This is a genomic window from Streptomyces sp. NPDC090083 (genome assembly GCF_044747445.1).
Lineage (GTDB): Bacteria > Actinomycetota > Actinomycetes > Streptomycetales > Streptomycetaceae > Streptomyces.
On the sequence record NZ_JBIVED010000001.1, the window covers coordinates 394,637 to 415,971 of the forward strand.

The 21,335-nt window shown below is 70.8% G+C and carries 16 protein-coding genes; 12 read left to right on the top strand and 4 right to left on the bottom strand.

Annotated features, from left to right (window positions below; genetic code table 11):
- The first annotated feature begins 103 nt into the window (after positions 1-103).
- Entirely contained in the window at positions 104-1,507 is a 1,404-nt protein-coding gene (locus ACIPTO_RS01660) for a glycoside hydrolase family 16 protein (RefSeq protein WP_366311333.1), read from the top strand.
- 142 nt (positions 1,508-1,649) lie between these two features.
- Here the strand turns inward: ACIPTO_RS01660 and ACIPTO_RS01665 are convergent, their stop codons facing one another.
- Positions 1,650-2,549 carry a helix-turn-helix domain-containing protein gene (locus ACIPTO_RS01665; RefSeq protein ID WP_401188507.1) on the bottom strand — a complete coding sequence of 300 codons (900 nt, stop codon included), beginning with the start codon at positions 2,547-2,549 and terminating at the stop codon, positions 1,650-1,652.
- A gap of 146 nt (positions 2,550-2,695) precedes the next feature.
- Here ACIPTO_RS01665 and tkt point away from each other — a divergent pair, with 146 nt between their 5' ends.
- The 8 genes from tkt (at position 2,696) to ACIPTO_RS01705 (ending at position 13,162) form a co-directional block, all read left to right on the top strand.
- Positions 2,696-4,771, top strand: coding sequence for a transketolase (gene tkt / locus ACIPTO_RS01670; RefSeq protein ID WP_401188509.1), 2,076 nt, complete (start codon positions 2,696-2,698; stop codon positions 4,769-4,771).
- A 19-nt stretch (positions 4,772-4,790) separates the two neighbouring features.
- Complete coding sequence (tal, locus tag ACIPTO_RS01675; protein ID WP_401188512.1) at positions 4,791-5,936, top strand: transaldolase; 1,146 nt, start codon at positions 4,791-4,793, stop codon at positions 5,934-5,936.
- A complete protein-coding gene (gene zwf, locus ACIPTO_RS01680) occupies positions 5,933-7,540 on the top strand; it encodes a glucose-6-phosphate dehydrogenase (RefSeq protein WP_366311341.1) in 1,608 nt (535 codons plus the stop codon). Before tal ends, zwf begins: the two co-directional genes overlap by 4 nt.
- Positions 7,537-8,472 (top strand): glucose-6-phosphate dehydrogenase assembly protein OpcA, encoded by a 936-nt coding sequence (gene opcA, locus ACIPTO_RS01685; RefSeq protein ID WP_366311343.1) that lies wholly within the window; start codon positions 7,537-7,539, stop codon positions 8,470-8,472. The genes zwf and opcA overlap by 4 nt, the downstream gene beginning before the upstream one ends.
- Positions 8,465-10,111, top strand: a complete 1,647-nt coding sequence (gene pgi, locus ACIPTO_RS01690; protein WP_401188516.1) for a glucose-6-phosphate isomerase — start codon at positions 8,465-8,467, stop codon at positions 10,109-10,111. Before opcA ends, pgi begins: the two co-directional genes overlap by 8 nt.
- Before the next feature lie 16 nt (positions 10,112-10,127).
- Positions 10,128-11,003 (top strand): phosphogluconate dehydrogenase (NAD(+)-dependent, decarboxylating), encoded by an 876-nt coding sequence (gnd, locus tag ACIPTO_RS01695; protein ID WP_401189664.1) that lies wholly within the window; start codon positions 10,128-10,130, stop codon positions 11,001-11,003.
- Between the two features lie 7 nt (positions 11,004-11,010).
- Positions 11,011-11,598 (top strand): histidine phosphatase family protein, encoded by a 588-nt coding sequence (locus ACIPTO_RS01700; RefSeq protein ID WP_401188519.1) that lies wholly within the window; start codon positions 11,011-11,013, stop codon positions 11,596-11,598.
- Between the two features lie 100 nt (positions 11,599-11,698).
- A complete protein-coding gene (locus ACIPTO_RS01705) occupies positions 11,699-13,162 on the top strand; it encodes a membrane-associated oxidoreductase (RefSeq protein ID WP_401188522.1) in 1,464 nt (487 codons plus the stop codon).
- Here the strand turns inward: ACIPTO_RS01705 and ACIPTO_RS01710 are convergent.
- A complete protein-coding gene (locus ACIPTO_RS01710) occupies positions 13,149-14,984 on the bottom strand; it encodes a bifunctional sugar phosphate isomerase/epimerase/4-hydroxyphenylpyruvate dioxygenase family protein (RefSeq protein ID WP_401188525.1) in 1,836 nt (611 codons plus the stop codon). The genes ACIPTO_RS01705 and ACIPTO_RS01710 overlap by 14 nt on opposite strands.
- Positions 14,985-15,105: 121 nt before the next feature.
- Entirely contained in the window at positions 15,106-16,053 is a 948-nt protein-coding gene (locus tag ACIPTO_RS01715; protein ID WP_401188528.1) for a shikimate dehydrogenase, read from the bottom strand.
- 157 nt (positions 16,054-16,210) lie between these two features.
- Between ACIPTO_RS01715 and ACIPTO_RS01720 the strand changes: the two genes are divergently transcribed.
- The 3 genes from ACIPTO_RS01720 (at position 16,211) to ACIPTO_RS01730 (ending at position 20,781) form a co-directional block, all read left to right on the top strand.
- Positions 16,211-16,876 (top strand): TetR/AcrR family transcriptional regulator, encoded by a 666-nt coding sequence (locus ACIPTO_RS01720; RefSeq protein ID WP_366311355.1) that lies wholly within the window; start codon positions 16,211-16,213, stop codon positions 16,874-16,876.
- Positions 16,877-17,115: 239 nt separating this feature from the next.
- A complete protein-coding gene (locus tag ACIPTO_RS01725; protein WP_401188531.1) occupies positions 17,116-18,456 on the top strand; it encodes an MFS transporter in 1,341 nt (446 codons plus the stop codon).
- A 294-nt stretch (positions 18,457-18,750) separates the two neighbouring features.
- The gene (locus ACIPTO_RS01730; protein WP_401189666.1) at positions 18,751-20,781 is read left to right on the top strand and encodes a glycoside hydrolase family 31 protein; all 2,031 of its coding nucleotides are present in this window, start codon (positions 18,751-18,753) and stop codon (positions 20,779-20,781) included.
- An 89-nt stretch (positions 20,782-20,870) separates the two neighbouring features.
- On the opposite strand, the gene ACIPTO_RS01735 is transcribed toward ACIPTO_RS01730, so the two are convergent.
- The gene (locus ACIPTO_RS01735) at positions 20,871-21,326 is read right to left on the bottom strand and encodes a PPOX class F420-dependent oxidoreductase (protein WP_366311361.1); all 456 of its coding nucleotides are present in this window, start codon (positions 21,324-21,326) and stop codon (positions 20,871-20,873) included.
- Positions 21,327-21,335: the final 9 nt, after the last annotated feature.

The window sequence follows — 21,335 nt, forward strand, 5'->3', positions numbered from 1 at the left end:
GAGTGGCTGAGAGCACATTGACCGCGCACCCACTGTCTGAGAGCGCTCTCAGACGGGCGCGGCAACCGCACTCGCACCCCCACCCCGTACCCGAGAGGCAGCCATGAGCGACACCTCCGACAGGCAGCGCAGACCCCGTCCCTTACGGCGTGTCCTCATCGCCGTCCTCAGCACCCTCGGTCTGGCCGCCGCCACCGCAACCGCTTTCACCCTGCCCGCGAACGCCTCCGCGCCCACACCGCCCTCCGGCTGGACGCAGGTGTTCCTCGACGACTTCAACGGCGCCGCGGGCACCGGTGTGTCCACCGCCAACTGGCAGTACGACACCGGGACCTCGTACCCGGGCGGCGCGGCCAACTGGGGCACGGGCGAGGTCGAGACGATGACCTCCTCCACCAACAACGTGGCACTCGACGGCAACGGCAACCTGCTGATCACCCCGCGCCGGGACGCCTCCGGCAACTGGACCTCGGGGCGCATCGAGACCAACCGCACCGACTTCCAGCCGCCGGCCGGCGGGAAGCTGCGTGTCGAGGCCCGCATCCAACTCCCCAATGTCACCGGCTCGTCGGCGCTCGGCTACTGGCCCGCGTTCTGGATGCTGGGCGCGCCGTTCCGGGGCAACTACCAGAACTGGCCCGGCGTGGGCGAGTTGGACATCATGGAGAACGTCCAGGGTCTCAACACCGACTGGTCCACGATGCACTGCGGCACGAACCCGGGCGGTCCGTGCAACGAGACGACGGGCATCGGCGGTTCGACGTCGTGCACCGGCACGACCTGCCAGGCGGGCTTCCACACGTACGCCATGGAATGGGACCGGTCCACGAGTCCCGAGCAGATCCGCTACTACCTCGACGGCGTCAACTTCGAGACGGTGAAGTCAAGTCAGGTCGACGCGACGACCTGGGCCAACGCGACGAACCACGGCTTCTTCATCATCCTGAACGTGGCGATGGGCGGCGGCTTCCCGGACGCGTTCGGCGGCGGCCCCACCAGCGCCACCGACCCGAACCACCCGATGACGGTGGACTACGTCCAGGTGCTCTCGTCGGCGGGCGGCGGGAGTGGTACCACGACCCCGCCGACCGGCAGCCGGGACGCGTACAGCGCGATCCAGGCCGAGTCCTACGACAGCCAGTCCGGCACGGTCACCGAGACCACCACGGACACGGGCGGCGGTCAGGACATCGGCTCGATAGCCAACGGCGACTGGGCGCTCTACAAGGGCGTCGCCTTCGGCTCCACGGCGGCCACCCAGTTCAACGCCCGGGTCGCGAGCGGCGCCGCGAGCGGGGTCAGCGGCCTGGTCGAGGTGCGCCTAGACAGCCCCACCGCGACCCCGGTCGGCAGCTTCGCGCTGGCCGGCACCGGGGGCTGGCAGTCATGGAGAACGGTCCCCGCGAACATCAGCTCGGTCACCGGCACCCATGACGTCTACCTCACCTTCACCAGCGGCCAGCCGGCGGACTTCGTGAACGTCAACTGGTTCGACTTCGGCCACTGACACCGACTCCCCACGGGACAGAGGGGCTTCACGCGCACGCGTGGGGCCCCTTCTCCTTGCTCGCTCCTCGCTCGTTCCTGGCTCGCTCCATGCTCGCTGGCCCCTCTGCGCCGACTCCCCGCCCCCGCCCGCCCCCGGTCCGTCAGCGCAGTTCCGCCCGGAACCCGGCCGGTGTCACATCCGTGTGCTGCTGGAAGAACTTGGAGAAGTTCGCCGCGTCGGGGAAGCCGACCGCCGCTCCCACCCGGCCGATCGGCAGATCCGTGTGGGCCAACAGCCGTTTCGCCTCCAGGACGACGCGCTTGTCGATGAAGCCCTTCGGGGTCTCGCCGGTGGCGGCGCGCACGGCGCGGACCAGGGTGCGGCGGGAGTAGCCGAGGGCATCGGCGTAGGCGCTGACGCTGTGGTTGGTGGCGAAGCCCTGCTCCACGGCGTCCCGGAAGAGGGTGAACGTCGTGTCGGCCTGGCGTGCGGCGTCCTCGGCCGAGCTGGCGGCGAGATGCGCGAGCCGGAGCAGAAAGGCCGTCAGGGAGTGCCGCAGGACCGAGGTGTGCAGGCTGAGCGGGAGGGTCTCCGTGTCCTCGTACTCGCGCCGGAGCTGGTCCAGGGCGGCGCGCAGGGCGGCGAGGCGGGGCTCGTCGGGGTGCAGGAGCGGGGGGAGGTCGTAGCGGTAGAGGCCGGTCGCCTCGACCGTGGCGCGGGGGAGGAAGCCGGGCTGCATGGTCAGGACGCTGCCGCGGTACTCGCCGGCCGGGGAGAAACGGTGGACCTGGCCGGGGCGGATCCACAGGACGTCGCCTGCGCCGGCCTCGTACTCGGCGAAGTCGATCATGTGGCGGACCGGGCCGCCGGAGAAGAGCATCACCACATGGAAGTCGATGCGGTGGACGCGGTGCAGGGGCGCGTCGGCGTGCCAGGTGCGGCCGGTGCCCATCGGGCCGACCTGCATGCCGACGCCGCAGACGCTCAGATCGACGGGGAAGGGAAACGTTCTGATCGCGTCGCCGTCACCGCCGACGTTGTGGATAGTTCTGTCCGTCATGTCCTTCTCGTGCCGCCTCGCCGCTCATCCCGGTGTCCCACTTTCACCACAGGCTGACACACCGGCACCTTCCCTCATAAAAGTCAGACTTTTAGATTTGAAGGCGTCCGAGCAGTTCTGCCGCTCTTACCGAGGACTTCTTGAAGATGAACGCCCATACACCTGACAGCTTCGAGTGGACCGATCTCGACCGCCGCGCCGTCGACACCGCACGCATCCTGGCCGCTGACGCGGTCCAGAAGGTCGGCAACGGACACCCGGGCACCGCGATGGCACTGGCTCCGGCCGCGTACACGATCTTTCAGAAGGTGATGCGTCATGACCCGGCGGACCCCGAGTGGACCGGACGTGACCGCTTCGTCCTCTCCCCCGGCCACACCTCGCTGACGCTGTACACGCAGCTGTACCTCGCCGGGTACGAGCTGGAGCTCGACGACCTGAAGGCGTTCCGCACGCACGGGTCGAAGACGCCTGGTCACCCCGAGTACGGGCACACGGCCGGTGTGGAGACCACGACAGGACCCCTCGGGCAGGGTGTCGCCAACGCGGTGGGCATGGCCATGGCCGCCCGCTACGAGCGCGGCCTGTTCGACCCCGAGGCACCCGAGGGCGAGTCGCCCTTCGACCACACCATCTGGGCGATCGTCTCCGACGGCGACCTGGAGGAGGGCATCTCCGCCGAGGCCTCCTCGCTCGCCGGCCACCAGAAGCTCGGCAACCTCGTCTTCGTCTACGACGACAACCACATCTCCATCGAGGGCGACACCGCGACCGCCTTCTCCGAGGACGTCCTCAAGCGGTACGAGGCCTACGGCTGGCACACCCAGCGCATCGAGCCCGCCGCCGACGGCGACATCGACCCCCACGCGCTGTACACGGCGCTCAGGACGGCGCAGGCCGAGACCGGGCGCCCCTCCATCATCGCGATGCGCACGATCATCGCCTGGCCCGCCCCCAACGCCCGGAACACCGAGGCCTCGCACGGTTCCGCGCTCGGCGCCGAGGAGATCGCCGCCACCAAGCGCGTCCTCGGCTTCGACCCGGAGAAGTCCTTCGAGGTCGCCGACGAGGTCATCGCGCACACCCGCAGGGCCCTGGACCGGGGCGCCGAGGCGCACTCCGCCTGGGACAAGGGGATCGACAAGTGGCGCGGCGCCCGGCCCGAACGCGCGAAGCTCTTCGACCGCGTCGTCGCGGGCCAGCTCCCCGAGGGCTGGGAGCAGTCCCTGCCGGTCTTCGAGGAGGGTTCCTCGGTCGCCACCCGCGCCGCCTCCGGCAAGGTGCTCCAGGCACTCGGAGCGGTCCTGCCCGAGCTGTGGGGCGGCTCCGCCGACCTGGCCGGCTCGAACAACACCACCATCGACAAGACGTCGTCCTTCCTGCCGAAGGACAACCCGCTGCCGGAGGCCGACCCGTACGGCCGTACGATCCACTTCGGTATCCGCGAGCACGCGATGGCGGCCGAGATGAACGGCATCGCCCTGCACGGCAACACCCGTGTCTACGGCGGCACCTTCCTCGTCTTCTCCGACTACATGCGCAACGCCGTACGCCTGTCAGCGCTGATGCAGCTCCCGGTGACGTACGTGTGGACGCACGACTCCATCGGTCTCGGCGAGGACGGCCCCACCCACCAGCCGGTCGAGCACCTGGCCTCGCTGCGCGCCATCCCGGGCCTGAACGTCGTGCGCCCGGCCGACGCCAACGAGACGGCCGTCGCCTGGGCCGAGATCCTCAAGCGGCACGCCACGAAGCCCGCCCCGCACGGTCTCGCGCTGACCCGGCAGGGTGTGCCGACCTACGCGCCCAACCCCGATGCGGCGCGCGGCGGTTACGTCCTCGCGGACTCCTCCGCCCCGACCCCCGACGTGGTGCTGATCGCGACCGGTTCCGAGGTGCACCTCGCCGTCGAGGCGCGGGAGCGGCTGGAGGCCGAGGGCGTGGGCACCCGGGTGGTGTCGATGCCGTCCGTGGAGTGGTTCGAGGAGCAGACGCGCGAGTACCGCGACCGTGTCCTTCCGCCGTCCGTGAAGGCCCGCGTTGCGGTCGAGGCCGGGATCGGTCTCACGTGGTACCGGTTCACAGGTGACGCAGGCCGCATCGTCTCCCTCGAACACTTCGGCGCCTCCGCCGACGCCAGGACCCTTTTCGCCGAGTTCGGCTTCACCGCCGAGAACGTCGCCGCGGCGGCACGGGAATCCCTTGCCGCCGCGCGCGGTTGATCCGATCGCCAGAAAGAAGATGATCACAGTGACCGAAGTGACCGCGACCGCGGGAGCTCTCAAGCGCCTGTCCGACGAGGGCGTCTCCATCTGGCTGGACGACCTGTCGCGCAAGCGGATCGAGTCCGGCAACCTCGCCGAACTCGTCGACACCAGGAACGTCGTCGGTGTCACCACCAACCCCTCGATCTTCCAGGCCGCCATCGGCTCCGGCGAGGGCTACGAGGAGCAGCTGGCCGACCTGGCCGTGCGCAGGGTGACGGTCGACGAGGCCGTCCGCATGATGACCACCGCCGACGTCCGCGCCGCCGCCGACATCCTGCGCCCGGTCCACGAGGCGACGGGCGGCCGGGACGGCCGGGTCTCCATCGAGGTCGACCCCCGGCTCGCCCACCGCACCGAGGCGACGATCGCCGAGGCCAGGCAGCTGGCCTGGCTCGTGGACCGCGCCAACGTGATGATCAAGATCCCGGCGACGCAGGCCGGTCTCCCGGCCATCACCGAGGTCATCGGCCAGGGCATCAGCGTCAACGTCACGCTGATCTTCTCCCTGGAGCGCTACCGCGAGGTCATGGCCGCCTACCTGGCCGGCCTGGAGAAGGCCCGCGCGGCGGGCATCGACCTGGCGACCATCCACTCCGTGGCCTCCTTCTTCGTCTCCCGTGTCGACTCCGAGATCGACAAGCGCCTGACCGCCGTCGGCACGGACGAGGCACTCGCCCTCAAGGGCAGGGCCGCCCTCGCCAACGCGCGGCTCGCGTACGAGGCCTACGAGGACGTCTTCTCCTCGGACCGCTGGACCGCTCTGGCCGCCGCCGGGGCCACCGAGCAGCGCCCCCTGTGGGCCTCGACCGGCGTGAAGGACCCGTCGTACAAGGACACCCTGTACGTCGACGAGCTGGTCGCGCCCGGCACGGTCAACACCATGCCGGAGGCGACGCTGAACGCCACCGCCGACCACGGCGACATCCACGGCGACACGGTGACCGGCGGCTACGCCGAGGCCCGCGCCGACCTGGACGCCGTGGAGCGGCTGGGCATCTCGTACGACGTCGTCGTCAAGCAGCTGGAGGACGAGGGCGTCGCCAAGTTCGAGGTGGCCTGGCAGGACCTGCTGGACGCCGTCGCGAAGTCGCTGAGCAGCAAGGGGGTCGACGGGGAATGAGCAAGGAACTTCCCGAGACGAAACCGGCCGGACCGGCCGTGCGGGACCTGACCGTCGAGGAGATCACCGACGCCCTGACGGACGACTGGGACAACCCGCTGCGGGACGCGCGCGACCGCCGGCTCCCGCGTATCGCGGGCCCGTCCGGGCTGGTCATCTTCGGTGTCACCGGCGACCTGTCCCGCAAGAAGCTGATGCCGGCCGTCTACGACCTGGCCAACCGCGGCATGCTGCCGCCGGGCTTCTCCCTCGTCGGGTTCGCCCGACGCGACTGGGAGGACCAGGACTTCGCGCAGGTGGTCCACGACTCGGTGCGCGAGCACGCGCGGACCGAGTTCCGCGAGGAGGTCTGGCAGCAGCTCGCCGAGGGCATGCGGTTCATCCCCGGCGACTTCGACGACGACACCGCGTTCAAGCAACTGCGCGCGGCCGTCGACGAGCTGGACACCTCGCGCGGCACCAGCGGCAACTACGCGTTCTACCTCTCCGTACCGCCGAAGTTCTTCCCGAAGGTCGTCCAGCAGCTGAAGAAGCACGGCCTCGCGGACGCGCCCGAGGGTTCCTGGCGGCGCGCGGTCATCGAGAAGCCGTTCGGCCGCGACCTGAAGAGCGCGCGCGAGCTGAACAAGATCGTGCACGAGGTGTTCGACCCGGACCAGGTGTTCCGCATCGACCACTACCTCGGCAAGGAGACCGTCCAGAACATCCTGGCGCTGCGCTTCGCCAACCAGATGTACGAGCCGATCTGGAACCGGTCGTACGTCGACCACATCCAGATCACGATGGCCGAGGACATCGGCATCGGCGGGCGCGCCGGGTACTACGACGGCATCGGTTCGGCCCGTGACGTCATCCAGAACCACCTGCTGCAGCTGATGGCGCTCACCGCCATGGAGGAGCCGATCGCCTTCGACGAGGAGGCGCTGCTCACCGAGAAGCTCAAGGTGCTGAAGTCGGTGCGGCTGCCGGAGGAACTGGGCGAGCACACGGTGTTCGGGCAGTACGCGGAGGGCTGGCAGGGCGGCGAGAAGGTCGTCGGCTACCTCCAGGAGGACGGCATCGACCCGCAGTCGAAGACCGACACCTTCGCGGCCGTCAAGCTGGAGGTCGACAACCGCCGTTGGGCGGGCGTCCCCTTCTATCTGCGCACCGGCAAGCGCCTGGGCCGGCGCGTCACGGAGATCGCGGTCGTCTTCAAGCGCGCCCCGCACTCCCCCTTCGACTCCAGCGCCACCGAGGAGCTGGGCCAGAACGCGATCGTCATCCGGGTCCAGCCCGACGAGGGCATGACGGTCCGCTTCGGCTCGAAGGTGCCCGGCACCTCGATGGAGATCCGGGACGTGTCCATGGACTTCGCCTACGGCGAGTCGTTCACGGAGTCGAGCCCCGAGGCGTACGAGCGGCTCATCCTGGATGTGCTGCTCGGCGACGCCAACCTGTTCCCGCGCCACCAGGAAGTGGAAGAGTCCTGGAAGATCCTCGACCCGATCGAGGAGTACTGGGCACAGAACGGCAGGCCCGCGCAGTACTCCTCGGGCAGCTGGGGTCCCGAGGAGGCGGACGAGATGCTCGCACGAGACGGACGGAGCTGGCGCAGGCCATGAAGATCGACCTGAGCGACACCACGGCAAGCAAGATCAACAAGGCGCTGGTGCAGGGTCGCCGCGACATCGGCACCCCTGCCGTGGGCATGGTCCTGACGATGGTCATCGTCACGGACGAGGAGAACGCCTACGACTCGATCAAGGCGGCCGAGGAGGCCTCGCACGAGCACCCCTCGCGCACCCTGGTCGTCATCAAGCGGCACGCGCGCACCCCGCGCGACCGCACCAACTCGCACCTCGACGCCGAGGTCCGGGTGGGCGCCGACGCCGGCACCGGCGAGACGGTCGTGCTGCGGACCTACGGCGAGGTGTCCGACCACGCCGACTCCGTGGTGCTGCCGCTGCTGCTGCCGGACGCGCCGGTCGTCGTCTGGTGGCCCGGGGACGCCCCCGAGGTCCCGGCGAAGGACCCGCTGGGCGCCCTCGCGCAGCGCCGGATCACCGACCTGTACGCGGCGGCGGACCCGCTGGTGGCGCTGGACTCCCGGGCCCGTTCCTACGCGCCCGGCGACACCGACCTCGCCTGGACCCGGCTGACGCCGTGGCGCTCGATGCTGGCGGCGGCCCTCGACCAGGCCAAGTCCAAGATCACCTCGGGTGCCGTGGAGAGCGAGGCCGACAACCCGGCCGCCGAGCTGCTGGCCCGCTGGCTGGAGGCCCGCCTCAAGGTGAAGATCGAGCGCGTGGTCACGGCGGGACCGGTCGTCACGGCCGTCCGGCTGGGCACGGCGGGCGGCGAGGTCGTCATCGACCGCCCCGACGGCCCGCTGGCCACGCTGACCCTTCCCGGACAGCCCTCCCGCACCCTCGCGCTGAAGGTCCGCACCACCTCCGAACTGATCGCCGAGGAGCTGCGGCGCCTCGACGCCGACGAGATGTACGCCATCGCCCTGCGGGCCGAGGGCACCAAGGAGACCGCCCGTCATGCCTGACTCCCCCAAGCTCACCCGGCGCCCGGAGTGGGTCGCGCTGGAGGACCACCGCGCGGCCGGTCTGAGCCCGCAGCTGCGTGAGTTGTTCGCCGCGGACCCGGAGCGCGCGGAGCGGTACGTCGTCACCGTCGGCGATCTGCGCATCGACTACTCCAAGCACCTGATCACGGACGAGACCCTCGCCCTGCTCCAGGAACTCGCCACCGCCACCGGCGTGTTCGGTCTCCGGGACGCCATGTTCCGCGGTGAGAAGATCAACGTGACCGAGGACCGCGCGGTCCTGCACACCGCTCTGCGCGCGCCGCGTGACGCGGTGATCGAGGTCGACGGCGAGAACGTGGTGCCGCAGGTCCACGCGGTGCTCGACAAGATGGCCGGCTTCGCGGACCGGGTCCGCTCCGGCGAGTGGACCGGCCACACCGGCAGGCGCATCAGGAACGTCGTCAACATCGGGATCGGCGGCTCCGACCTCGGTCCGGCGATGGCCTACGAGGCGCTGCGCAGCTTCACGGACCGCGGTCTGACGGTCCGGTTCGTGTCGAACGTGGACGGCGCCGACCTGCACGAGGCGACCCGCGACCTCGACGCGGCGGAGACGCTGTTCATCATCGCCTCGAAGACGTTCACCACCATCGAGACGATCACCAACGCGACCTCCGCCCGCGACTGGCTCCTCACCGAGCTGAAGGCCGGTCAGGACGCCGTCGCCAAGCACTTCGTGGCGCTGTCGACGAACGCCGGGAAGGTGTCGGACTTCGGCATCGACACGGACAACATGTTCGAGTTCTGGGACTGGGTCGGCGGACGCTACTCGTACGACTCGGCGATCGGTCTCTCCCTGATGATCGCCATCGGCCCGGACCGCTTCCGCGAGATGCTCGACGGCTTCCACCTCGTCGACGAGCACTTCCGCACCGCACCCGCCGAGTCCAACGTGCCGTTGCTGCTGGGTCTGTTGGGCGTCTGGTACGGCAACTTCCACGACGCCCAGTCGCACGCCGTACTGCCGTACTCGCACTACCTCTCCAAGTTCACGGCCTACTTGCAGCAGCTGGACATGGAGTCCAACGGCAAGTCCGTGGACCGGGACGGGAATCCGGTGGAGTGGCAGACCGGCCCGGTGGTGTGGGGCACACCCGGCACCAACGGTCAGCACGCGTACTACCAACTCATCCACCAGGGCACGAAGTTGATCCCGGCCGACTTCATCGGCTTCGTCAACCCGGTCGGCGAGCTGAGTGACGGGCTCACGGCGCAGCACGACCTGTTGATGGCCAACTTCTTCGCGCAGACGCAGGCGTTGGCGTTCGGCAAGACGCCCGACGAGGTGCGCGCGGAGGGCGTGCCCGAGGAACTGGTGCCGCACAAGACGTTCAAGGGCAACCACCCCACGACGACCATCCTCGCCCGCGAGCTGACCCCCTCCGTGCTCGGCCAGCTGATCGCCCTCTACGAGCACAAGGTGTTCGTCCAGGGCGCGGTCTGGAACATCGACTCCTTCGACCAGTGGGGTGTCGAGCTCGGCAAGGTCCTCGCCAAGCGCGTCGAACCCGCCCTCACCGACGGCGCCGACGTCCCCGGGCTCGACTCCTCCACCGCCGCCCTCGTGGCCGCCTACCGCACTCTCCGGAAGAAGTGAAACTGACATGACTGCGATGAAGTTGGGCCTCATCGGTCTCGGCAAGATGGGCGGCAACATGCGCGAGCGCATCCGCCGCGCGGGCCACACCGTCATCGGCTACGACCGCAACCCCGAGGTCTCCGACGTGAGCGACCTGGCCGAACTGGTCGGCAAGCTCGAAGCTCCGCGCACGGTCTGGGTGATGGTCCCGGCCGGCGCCCCGACCCAGTCGGTCATCGACGAGCTGGGCGACCTGCTCGAGGCCGGCGACGTCATCGTGGACGGCGGCAACTCCCGCTGGACGGACGACGAGAAGCACGCCGAAGAACTGGGCGCCAAGGGCATCGGGTTCGTCGACGCGGGCGTCTCGGGCGGCGTCTGGGGCCTGAAGAACGGCTACGCCCTGATGGTCGGCGGCGACGCCGAGAACATCGCCAAGGTCCAGCCGGTCTTCGACGCCCTCAAGCCCGAGGGCGACTTCGGCTTCGTCCACGCCGGCAAGGTCGGCGCGGGCCACTTCTCCAAGATGGTCCACAACGGCATCGAGTACGCCATGATGCAGGCCTACGCCGAGGGCTGGGAACTGCTGGAGAAGGTCCACTCCGTCACCGACGTCCGCGAGGTCTTCCGCTCCTGGCAGGAGGGCACGGTCATCCGTTCCTGGCTGCTGGACCTGGCCGTCAACGCCCTCGACGACGACGAGCACCTGGACAAGCTCAAGGGCTACGCCGAGGACTCCGGCGAGGGCCGCTGGACCGTCGAGGCCGCCATCGACAACGCCGTGCCGCTGCCCGCGATCACCGCCTCCCTGTTCGCCCGGTTCGCCTCACGCCAGGACGACTCACCGCAGATGAAGATGGTCGCCGCACTGCGCAACCAGTTCGGCGGCCACGCCGTCGAGTCCAAGTAGGCGCGCCGTGGGGGATCTTCTGCTGGTCCGCCACGGCGAGACGGAGTGGAGCGTGTCGGGCCAGCACACCAGCTGGACCGACCTGCCCCTCACCGAGCACGGCGAGGGACAGGCCACGTCCCTCGCTCCGCTCCTCTCGGGCCGGGCCTTCGCTCTCGCACTGACCAGTCCGCTCGGCCGTGCGATACGCACCGCCGAACTCGCGGGCATCACCGGGGCCGCACCCGACCCCGACCTGCACGAGTGGGACTACGGCGCCTACGAGGGCGTCACCACCGCCGACATCCACCGCACCCGCCCCGACTGGTACCTGTGGACCGACGGGGTGCCGCCGGGCCCCGCCGGGCACCCGGGCGAGTCCCCGGACGAGATCGGCGCCCGCGCCGACCAGGTCCTGAAGCGGGTGGACGCCTCACTGGTGGACGGTGACGTGATCCTCGTGGCCCACGCGCACTTCCTGCGCGTCCTCACCGCCCGGCGGCTGGGACTGCCCGCGGCGGACGGCCGCCTGTTCCAGCTGGCCACCGGCACGGTCAGCCGGCTGTCCACCGAGCACGACCGCCCGGTGATCGCGGAGTGGAACACCCGGCCGTAGCGACGGCACAACTCCACGGCCCGGACCGCGCGTTGGCGTGCGGTCCGGGCCGTCGCCGTCCTCTGTGCCCGCACGCCCGCCCCGGCTAGAGTCCCGCCTGATGGAGATCACCGATCTGACACCGGCCGAGGAACAGGTCTGGCGGGCCTTCCCGTTGGGCGAGTCCGTCGACTTCCGCACGGCGGACGACGAGGACGTGGCCCTCGGCGACGGCTGGGGGCCCGAACGGACCATCCGCGCCCACGTGTTGCGGGCCCTGGTGCTCAACGGGCCCAGGGAAGCCGGGGAGATAGCGTCGCTGAGCCTGGCGGGCGCCCGGATCACCGGCAGGCTCGACCTCCAGTACGCGACGATCGACCAGCCCGTCCGGCTGCGGTACTGCCACTTCGACGACGTGCCCCGCTTCTACGCCTCCCGCCTGCGTGAACTCAACTTCGGCGACTCGGTGCTGCCCGGTCTCACCGCCCACGCGATGCGGGTCGACGGCGTCCTGCGGCTGACCCGGTCGCGGTTCCGCGGAGTGGTGCGGCTGGCCGGGGCGAAGATCGCCGGGAGCCTGTTCATGGAGGGCGCGGAGATCATCGCCCCGGCCGCGGAGGAGCCGGTGCTCCAGCTCAACCAGGCCGCCGTGGGCGACGATCTGCGGGCGACGGGGCTGCGCACCCGGGGACAGATACGGCTCAGCGGCGCGAGCGTCGCCGGGTCCGTCCACTTCAACACGGTGGACTTCCGCAACCCCGGGGGCTCGGCCGTCGACGCCGAAGTCCTCGCCGTGGAGGGCAACTTCCTGCTGCGGGAGGCCCGGGTGGAGGGCTGGGTCGGCCTGCGCGGCGCACGCATCTCGGGCCGGCTGGACCTGTCGTACACGAGCCTGTCCAACCCCGGCGGTTCCGCGCTGCTGGCGTCCAGCACCACCATGGGCGAACTCTGGCTGCGCGAGAGCCCGCCCGTCCGGGGCGGAGTGGTGCTGCGCAACGCCCAGATCGACGTGCTGCTGCTGGAGCCGCGGGTCCTCCCGGAGCGGGTCTACCTCACCAGTCTCGCCTACACCTCGCTCATCCCGCACGAGCCCGCCGAGCGCCGCCTGACCATGCTGGAACGCGACGGCGACGGCTATGTACCGCACGCCTACGAGGAGTTGGCCGCCGCCTACCGCCGCGTCGGCGACGACCAGGCCGCCCGGCGGGTCCAACTCGCCAAGCAGCGCCGGTTCCGCGGCACCCGCCCCTGGTACGGCCGCGTGTGGGGCTACGTCCAGGACGCCACCGTCGGCTACGGCTTCCGCCCGCTGCGCGCCTGCGCCTGGCTGCTGTCGCTGCTGGCGATCGGCTCCGTCGCCTACGGTCTGCATCATCCGCACGCCCTGAAGGCGTCCGAGGCCCCGCACTTCAACCCGGTGTTCTACACCCTCGACCTGCTGCTGCCGGTGATCTCCTTCGGGCAGGAGGAGGCGTTCGCGCCGGACGGCTGGTACCAGTACCTCGCCTACGCCCTGATCATCACCGGCTGGATCCTCGCCACGACGGTGGTCACCGGCGTGACCAGGACCGTCAGCCGCCAGTGAGGCGCTTCGCGGTGTGCTGGGCGGCCAGCCGCACCGGCGCGTTCTGCGCGCCGTAGCCCCGGTAGCCCGGCTCGCGCTGGACGAGTTCGAAGAAGACCCGGCCGACGGTCCGCGTGTAGCAGTGCCGGAACTCGCCGCCGGCGTCCCGGTCGTAGAGGATGCCGAGGTCCTGGTACGTCTCCAACTCGCCCTCGGCGAAGTCGAATCGGGCCGCGAGGTCGTCGTAGTAGTTCGCGGGGATGCGCAGCGTCCGGCCGCCTGAGTCGATGAAGCGGCGGGCCGCGGCGACCACGTCGTCGGTCGCGAGGGCGATGTGCTGGGCGTGGGCGCCGTCCTCGCCCGGGGCCGCGCCGACGCTCAGCGCGATCCGGACGCCGCCGTCGGGGGTGGTGACGGCACGGCTGCGCAACAGGCCGTAGGGGTCGGCGACGTCGACGCTCTCCTGTGCCCGGAGCCCCAGGACGGCGCGGTGGAAGAGGGTCGCCTCGTCGAAGTGGTGCCAGGGCTGGGTGAGGGCGAGGTGGTCGATGCGCCGGACGGCCGCGGGCCGTTGAGCGAGGGTGGGGTGCCGGAGGCCTGTCTCCTGCGGGAGTTGGCCCTGGGTGTCGGCGAAGTCGGCGCGCCAGCCCGGGTGTTCGGGGGTGTCCGGTGCGCAGAAGAAGAGTTCCGTGCCGTCGGGTGCGGCCACGGCGTCGAGCCGGGCGTCCTCGGGGGTACGGCGGCGGGGCAGGACCGGTGCGAGGAGGGCCTCGGCGCGGCGGGCGGCGCCCTCCGGGTCCGGTGACTCCAGGCCGATCGCGGCGAGAGCGGTGCCGTCCCTGCGCAGGGCGGGGCCGGTGTTGACCAGGATGCGGGCCTCGCCCTGCTGCCACAGGTCCACCGGTTTGCCGTGGTGGCGGGCGGTGCGGGTGAAGCCGAGGGCGGCGAGCAGCCCGGTCACGGGTTCCGCGTCGGAGGTGACGAGTTCGGCGAAGGCGATGCCCGTGGGGACGACCGGGGCGGGCGGCTGCGACAGGCCGACGGTCTCCTGGAGGACCAGCAGCGAGCGCTGGGCATCGACCGCCGTCGGGCCCGCCTCCGCCTGCCGGAACACGTCGTTGAAGATCTCCAGCGAGAGCGGCCCGTCGTACCCGGTGCTCAGGACGTGGCGCACGAGTCCGGCGACGTCGAAGCCGCCCTGTCCCGGGAAGCAGCGGTAGTGGCGGCTCCACTGCAGGACGTCCATCGCGAGCAGCGGGGCGTCGGCGAGCTGGAGGAAGAAGATCTTCTCGCCGGGGATGTCGGCGATGCCCTTCGGGTCGGAGCCCCGGGACAGGATGTGGAAGCTGTCGAGACAGGTTCCGAGGGCGGGATGCCCGGCGGCCTCGACGATCCGCCAGGCGTGGTCGTACGTGCTGACGTGCCGGCCCCAGGCGAGTGCCTCGTACGCGACCCGGACCCCGAACTCCTGGGCGAGGTCGGCGAGTCGGCCGAGCTGGGCGGCGGCGAGCGCGTCGTCGTCCGCGGCGAGCGGGGAGACGCTGGAGCAGACGAGGACGGTGTCGGTGCCGAGCCTGCGCATCAGCTCGAACTTGTGCCGGGCGCGGCGCAGGTTCCGCGCGAACTCGGCCTCGGGCACGGCCTCCACGTCCCGCATCGGCTGGTAGAGGTCGATGGTCAGGCCGAGGTCGGCGCACCGGGCGCGGATCTCCTCGGGGGTGAGCGGGCTGGCGAGGAGGTCGTTTTCGAAGATCTCGACGCCGTCGAATCCGGCCCGTGAGGCGGCGGTGAGCTTCTCGGTCAGGGAGCCGCTGAGGGAGACGGTGGCAATGGACGTACGCATCGGAGTACCTCGCTGATCGGGTCCTGACTCGGTCCTGGCTGGGTCCTGGCTCGCTCCGGGTGCGGCCCGGTCGGGTTGCTGTCCGGCGCGGACGGCGATCCGTCCCGGCCCGGACAGGGCCCTACTTGGGCGCGGGCACGGCGCCGGCCAGTTCCGCGATGTGCGCGAGCATCCGCGCGCTGTCGGGTTCCCGGCCGGTGAACAGGCGGAACGCGTCCGCCGCCTGGAAGACCGCCATGCCGCCGCCGTCGAGGGTGGCGCAGCCCAACGCGCGCGCTGTGGCGAGGAGTTGGGTCTCCAGCGGGCGGTAGACCACCTCGGCGACCCACAGCCCGGAGTGCAACAGCCGGGCGGGGAAGGGGAGTCCGGGGTGGGCGGCCATGCCGGTGGGTGTGGCGTGGACGATGCCGTCGGCGGCGGCGAGCAGTTCGGGCAGCCGGTCGGGGGTGGCGCCGGTCGCGCGGTCCGGGCCGAAGTGACGGTTCAGGGCGGCGGCGAGGGCCGTGGCGCGTTCGGGCAGCGCGTCCACGACGGTGACGCGCCCGGCGCCCAGGGTGAGCGTGGCATGCGCGACGGCCGCGCCCGCGCCGCCCGCGCCGAGCTGGACGACCCGCTCCATGGGTGCGTCGGGCAGGCCCCGCGCGAACGACGCGGCGAAACCGGTGACGTCGGTGTTGTGGCCGGTCGCGCGGCCGTCGGCCTCGAAGACCACGGTGTTGACCGCGCCCAGCGCCTCGGCCTGCGGGGCGAGTCCGTCGAGGTGGTCGATGACGAGCTGCTTGCACGGGTGCGTGATGTTGAGCCCGTCGAAGCCCAGGTCGCGGGCGGCACGCACCAGTTCGCCCACCACCTCCGGTCCCGCTCGGAGCTTGTCGATGTCGATGAGCCGGTACACGTAGCGCAGCCCCTGGCGGTCGGCCTCTCGCTCGTGCAGGGCCGGGCTGAGGGAGGGCCCGATACCGGAACCGATCAGCCCGACGAGATACGACCGCCCGGACCCGTCCGCGCCTCCGGCCCCGGAGCCGGCCGTGCCCTCGGCGTCGTACGAGTCCTTGAAGACATCGGCCACGGCGGCCCTCCTGAGTGGCTCACTAATGTACGAACTAGTATGTTAGCTATATCAGCATCGCCGCCCCACGGGAAGCCCCGGCGGCCGACTCGGCGTCCGCCCGCGGACAACCGGCTTCTAGAATCACCGGCACTGGCCCCTCGCCCGAAGGAACCCGATGACCAGCGTCGAAGAACCGGCACGACCGAACGGGCGGATCCGCGACGCCGCCCGCACCAAGGCCGAGATCCTCGACGTGGCGACCCACGAGTTCGCCCGGGCCGGCTACGACGGCGCCCGCGTCGACGAGATCGCCGCCCGCACCCGCACCACCAAGCGGATGATCTACTACTACTTCGGCGGCAAGGAACAGCTCTTCACCGCCGTCCTGGAACGGTCCTACGGCGTGATCCGCGAGGCCGAACGCGGCCTGGACGTCGAGCACCTGGACCCGGTCGCGGCCATCCGCCGGCTCGCCGAGCTGACCTTCGACCACCACGAGCAGCACCCGGACTTCATCCGCCTGGTGTCCATCGAGAACATCCACGGCGCCGAGCACATCGCCGCCTCCGAGAAGCTCGGCAGGATCGGCTCGCCCGCCCTCGACGTGATCCGCCGCATCCTGGAGGCGGGGCAGCGGTCCGGCCTGTTCACGGCCGACGTGGACGCCGTCGACCTGCACGCGATGATCAGTTCCTTCTGCTTCTTCCGGGTCGCCAACCGGCACACCTTCGGCGCCCTGTTCGGCCGCGACCTGGTGGCTCCGGCGCAGCGCGAGCACTACCGGACCATGCTGGGCGACATGGTGATCGCCTACCTCACGGCGGAGCGCGCGACCGACTGAAGTCGCCGGACGCCCCCTCTTGACACCCGCGAAACGGGAGCGCAACATCCCTACCCACCGAGACTAACTACCCAGTGGGTTAATTAACCACGCCCCGGCGCCACCGCTCCCCCCGCTCTCTCCGCGCCCCCTGCTCTCCCCACTCCCCTCACACCATCGCCCCGCCCCGCGTCCCCCGCCGCACACTCCCCGCCTCCGCTCACTCCGCCCACGGTGGAGTTCCCCCGAAGGAGCAAGCCGTGTCCGTCCCCGCCACCGCCGTCGGGCAGCCGAAGAAGGCGGCCACCGCCGCCTGGATCGGCAGCGCCCTGGAGTACTACGACTTCTTCATCTACGGCAGCGCAGCCGCCCTGATCTTTCCGAAGGTCTTCTTCGACGACTCGGACCCTGCCACCGCGACCCTGCTCTCGCTCGCGACCTTCGGTGTCGCCTACGCGGCCCGGCCGGTCGGCGCGCTGTTCCTCGGGCACTTCGGCGACCGGGTCGGCCGCAAGAAGATCATGATCTTCACGCTGCTGCTGATGGGCCTGTCGACGTTCCTCATCGGCTGTCTGCCCACCCGGGCCCAGGTGGGCGGCCTGGCCCCGGTGCTGCTCGTGCTGTGCCGGGTCCTCCAGGGGATCTCGGCGGCGGGCGAGCAGGCCAGCGCGAGTTCGATGACGCTGGAGCACGCGCCGCCGGGCCGGCGTGGCTTCTTCACCAGTTTCACCCTGGGCGGCACCCAGGGCGGCCAGCTGATCGCCACGCTCGTGTTCCTCGCCGTGGCCCAACTCCCGGACAGCCAGCTGCTGTCGTGGGGCTGGCGCGTCCCCTTCTGGGCGAGCGTGCTGGTCGCGGTCGCGGGCTACTTCATCCGCCGCAGCCTCCAGGAGACCCCGGCCTTCGCCGAACAGGCCGCGACCGAGGGCGTCGTCGCACTGCCCCTCGTGGTCCTGCTGCGCGAGCACTGGGCGGACGTCCTGCGGGTGATCGCGGGCGCGCTCATCGCCTCGGTCTCCACGATCTTCACGGTGTGGGCGCTGGCCTACGCGACCAGTGACTCCGTCGGCATGTCCCGCTCGTCCATGCTGTGGGTGGGCGCGCTCGCCAACCTCGTGGCGCTGGCCGCGATCCCCCTGTGGGCCGCGCTCTCCGACCGCATCGGCCGCCGCCCGGTCTATCTGATCGGCGCGGTCGGCAGCGCCCTCACGATGTTCCTCTACCTCTGGGCGATCTCGACCGGCTCCTACGCCCTCACCCTGATCCTCGGCATCGTCGCCTTCGGCGTGGTCTACAGCGCCGCGAACGGCGTCTGGCCCTCCTTCTACGGCGAGATGTTCTCGACCCGCGTCCGGCTGTCCGGCGTGGCGATCGGCACCCAGATCGGCTTCGCCGTGGCCGGGTTCGCGGTCACCTTCGCCGCGCGGATCGCGGGTCCTGACGGCACGGACTGGTCGTCGGTGGCACTGTTCACGGCGGCCCTCTGCGTCCCGCCGGTCATCGCGGCGGTCTCGGCGCGCGAGACCCACAGGGTCCCGACGGAACTGCTCGGCACCCGTGCTCCCCGCGAGGCATCGCGCCCGGAGACCGTGACGGCCTGACCCTCGCTCCCCAACCACCCTGCCCCCGGGCGCCGTTCACGACGGCGCCCGGGGGTTTCGGCTTGCTGCCTCTCGGGACGCGGCGACGCACGTGAAGCCGTGGGCCAGGTCTCCGCGGGCGGGGTCGCAGCCGTTGACAGATGACGTTTCACGCAAGAACATCGGCCAAAACGAGCAGAAAAGAACAGCGCTGCTGCACGGCGACCCCATGACTCTCCCGTCCCCCACAGAAGGACATGAGTGGTGCGCATCTTTTCCCGCAAGTTCGGCTGCCTCCTCGCGACCGCCCTGACCATGGCGTTCCTCCCCTCGACGGCCCACGGCACCCCGGCGAACACCCCGGGCCGCCCGACCGTCTCCGCCTCCCCGGCCGCGCTGGCGCTGAACGTCCCGCCGTCAGCCGACGCTCCCGGCTACTCCGTCACCGTGCCGACCCACGGCCGACTCGCCCTCACCACACGACGATCGGGCCGCACGGTCCTCGCGACGGCCGCCGACTCCCTCCGCTTCAGGGCCGGTTCGCCCTCCGGCTGGCAGCACGCGACCACCCTCACCGGCTGGAACTGGCACGCCGGCGTGCTCACCCTGACGGCCGCCACGACCCTCCCCGGCGTGCGCGTCGAGGCCCGCCTGACCCCCGCCGCCGACCGCTACCGACTCGACTGGGACGTCACGGGGGCCGAGGCGGCGGAACTGAGCCTCGTCTACGGCCTCTCCGCCTCCGGCCACTGGTACGGCCACGGCGAGACGACCACCCCGTCCGGCGGCCCGTACACCGACCAGCCGTGGCCGCTGGACGCCGGGCAGGTCGAGCAGCCGGACTTCGGACCGGCGTCCTACGAGATGGTCGATCCCTTCTGGTACACGGAGAGTTCGGCCGGGCTGTACGTCGACACCGGCGACACGATGGACGTCTCCCTCAACGCCGGCCAGGACGGCCTGGGCCGCTTCGGCGTGTACTCGGGCGGCACCTACCGGGCCACGGTGTTCGTCGAGTCGACACCGCGCGCGGTCTACGACGACTACATCGGCGTCGTCGGCACCCCGCGCCAGAGCGACGCCCCGTACGAGCAGTACGAGAAGCCGCTGTGGAACTCGTGGGCGCAGTTCTACACCGACGTGAGCCAGGAGAAGCTCCTCGCCTACGCAACCGCCCTGCACGACGAGGGACTTGACGGCCACACCATCCAGCTCGACGACAAGTGGGAGTCCAACTACGGCAACATGACCTTCGACCCGAAGGCCTACCCCGACCCCAAGGCGATGTCCGCGCGGATCCACGCCCTGGGCTACGACTTCGGCCTCTGGGTCACCCTCTGGATCAACCTCGACTCCACCAACTACCAGTACGCGGCCGACCACGACTACCTCCTCCACGACGCGGCCGACCCGACGAAGCCGTGCACGGTCACCTGGTGGAACGGCACCGCCGGCATCGTCGACCTCGGCAACCCGGCCGCGAAGGCCTGGTACCAGGGCAACCTGAAGACCCTGATGGACACCTACGGCGTCGACGGCCTGAAGTTCGACACCCGCTTCTTCGACGACCGGTGCGCCCCGCGCGCCGGATACACCCGCGCCGACTACCAGCGCCTCGGCTCACAACTCGCCGACTCCTACGACCTCCAGGGCGCGGGCATCCGCGTCCACTGGGGCAGCGCGGCGCACGAGGCCGGGTTCGTCGTCCGGCAGGTGGACAAGGGCACCGGCTGGAACTCGCTCCAGGCGTCCGTCTCGCAGAACCTCGCCCTGTCCACCATCGGCTACCCCTTCGTCGAGACCGACATGATCGGCGGCTCACTGGGCCAACCCGCGCCGGCGAAGGACGTGTTGGTGCGCTGGGCGCAGTCCTCGTCGTACATGCCGCTGATGTACGCGTCGACGTCACCGGCGGGCACCACGGATGTGACGACCGGTCAGCAGGTGCCGTACGACGACCGGACGGTCGCCCTGTACCGCGAGGCGATCACCCGGCACGAGCGGCTCGCACCGTACATCTGGGACCAGGTCCGGCGGGCGCGGACGACCGGTGACCCGATCGTGCGACCGCTGTTCTTCGACTTCCCCCAGGACAGGCCGAGTTACACGGTCGACGACGAGTGGATGCTGGGCCCGGCGGTCCTCGCGGCACCGAACCTCACCGGGTCGGCGTCACGGGACATCCGTCTCCCCGCGGGCACGTGGTACGACGTCAACCGGGGTAGGACCGTCAAGGGCCCGGTGACACTGAAGTCCTACGCGACACCACTGTCGGTGACACCGGCCTTCGTGAACCTGCGTGCGCAGGGTGCCGCCAAGGCGCTCACCGCCCTGCGCCACCCATAGGGGTCTCCGCGTGCCCCGGCCGATTTCAGGGGCGGCCGGTGCACGCGGGCCCGGGGCCGGCCGTCGTCGCCCGGCCCACCGTGCGCGGGTCAGCTCGGCCGGTCCGCCACCGGAATCCCGTAGGCCCGGTCCACCCGCAACCGGAGCACCAGCCGCCGGTCCCGCACCATCGCCGCGCGGTAGTCGTCCCAGTCGGGATGCTCGCCGAGGACGTCGCGGTAGACGCGGACGAGTTCCTCGACCGTGTCGTCGTTCGGGTCGGCGGCGACCGGGGTGAGGTCGGCGGTGCCCTCGGCGACCGTGTAGGCCCAGCGGTCGGCGCTGGTCACGTGGTAGGAGGCGCGAGGGTCGCGGCGCAGGTTGCGGGTCTTGGCGCGGTCGTCGGTGAGGGAGACCCGGATGATCCGCTCGTCCGGGTAGTAGGCGTGGCTGACGTTGGACAGCTGGGGGCGGCCGTCTCTCTTGAGGGTCACCAGCACCCCGCCATGGCCTTCGGAGAGCAGCCGGAGGAGTGCCGCGTCGTCTTGTGCCGTGTTCTCGGTCATATCGGTTCA

Excerpts from the sequence above, each read along its gene's own strand:
- zwf (WP_366311341.1), top strand. The coding sequence starts at position 5,933 with ATGAGCAAGGAACTTCCCGAGACGAAACCGGCCGGACCGGCCGTGCGG.
- tkt (WP_401188509.1), top strand. The coding sequence starts at position 2,696 with ATGAACGCCCATACACCTGACAGCTTCGAGTGGACCGATCTCGACCGC.
- ACIPTO_RS01665 (WP_401188507.1), bottom strand. The coding sequence starts at position 2,549 with ATGACGGACAGAACTATCCACAACGTCGGCGGTGACGGCGACGCGATC.
- tal (WP_401188512.1), top strand. The coding sequence starts at position 4,791 with ATGATCACAGTGACCGAAGTGACCGCGACCGCGGGAGCTCTCAAGCGC.
- ACIPTO_RS01735 (WP_366311361.1), bottom strand. The coding sequence starts at position 21,326 with ATGACCGAGAACACGGCACAAGACGACGCGGCACTCCTCCGGCTGCTC.
- ACIPTO_RS01705 (WP_401188522.1), top strand. The coding sequence starts at position 11,699 with ATGGAGATCACCGATCTGACACCGGCCGAGGAACAGGTCTGGCGGGCC.
- ACIPTO_RS01710 (WP_401188525.1), bottom strand. The coding sequence starts at position 14,984 with ATGCGTACGTCCATTGCCACCGTCTCCCTCAGCGGCTCCCTGACCGAG.
- opcA (WP_366311343.1), top strand. The coding sequence starts at position 7,537 with ATGAAGATCGACCTGAGCGACACCACGGCAAGCAAGATCAACAAGGCG.
- ACIPTO_RS01660 (WP_366311333.1), top strand. The coding sequence starts at position 104 with ATGAGCGACACCTCCGACAGGCAGCGCAGACCCCGTCCCTTACGGCGT.
- ACIPTO_RS01720 (WP_366311355.1), top strand. The coding sequence starts at position 16,211 with ATGACCAGCGTCGAAGAACCGGCACGACCGAACGGGCGGATCCGCGAC.
- ACIPTO_RS01730 (WP_401189666.1), top strand. The coding sequence starts at position 18,751 with ATGGCGTTCCTCCCCTCGACGGCCCACGGCACCCCGGCGAACACCCCG.
- gnd (WP_401189664.1), top strand. The coding sequence starts at position 10,128 with ATGAAGTTGGGCCTCATCGGTCTCGGCAAGATGGGCGGCAACATGCGC.
- pgi (WP_401188516.1), top strand. The coding sequence starts at position 8,465 with ATGCCTGACTCCCCCAAGCTCACCCGGCGCCCGGAGTGGGTCGCGCTG.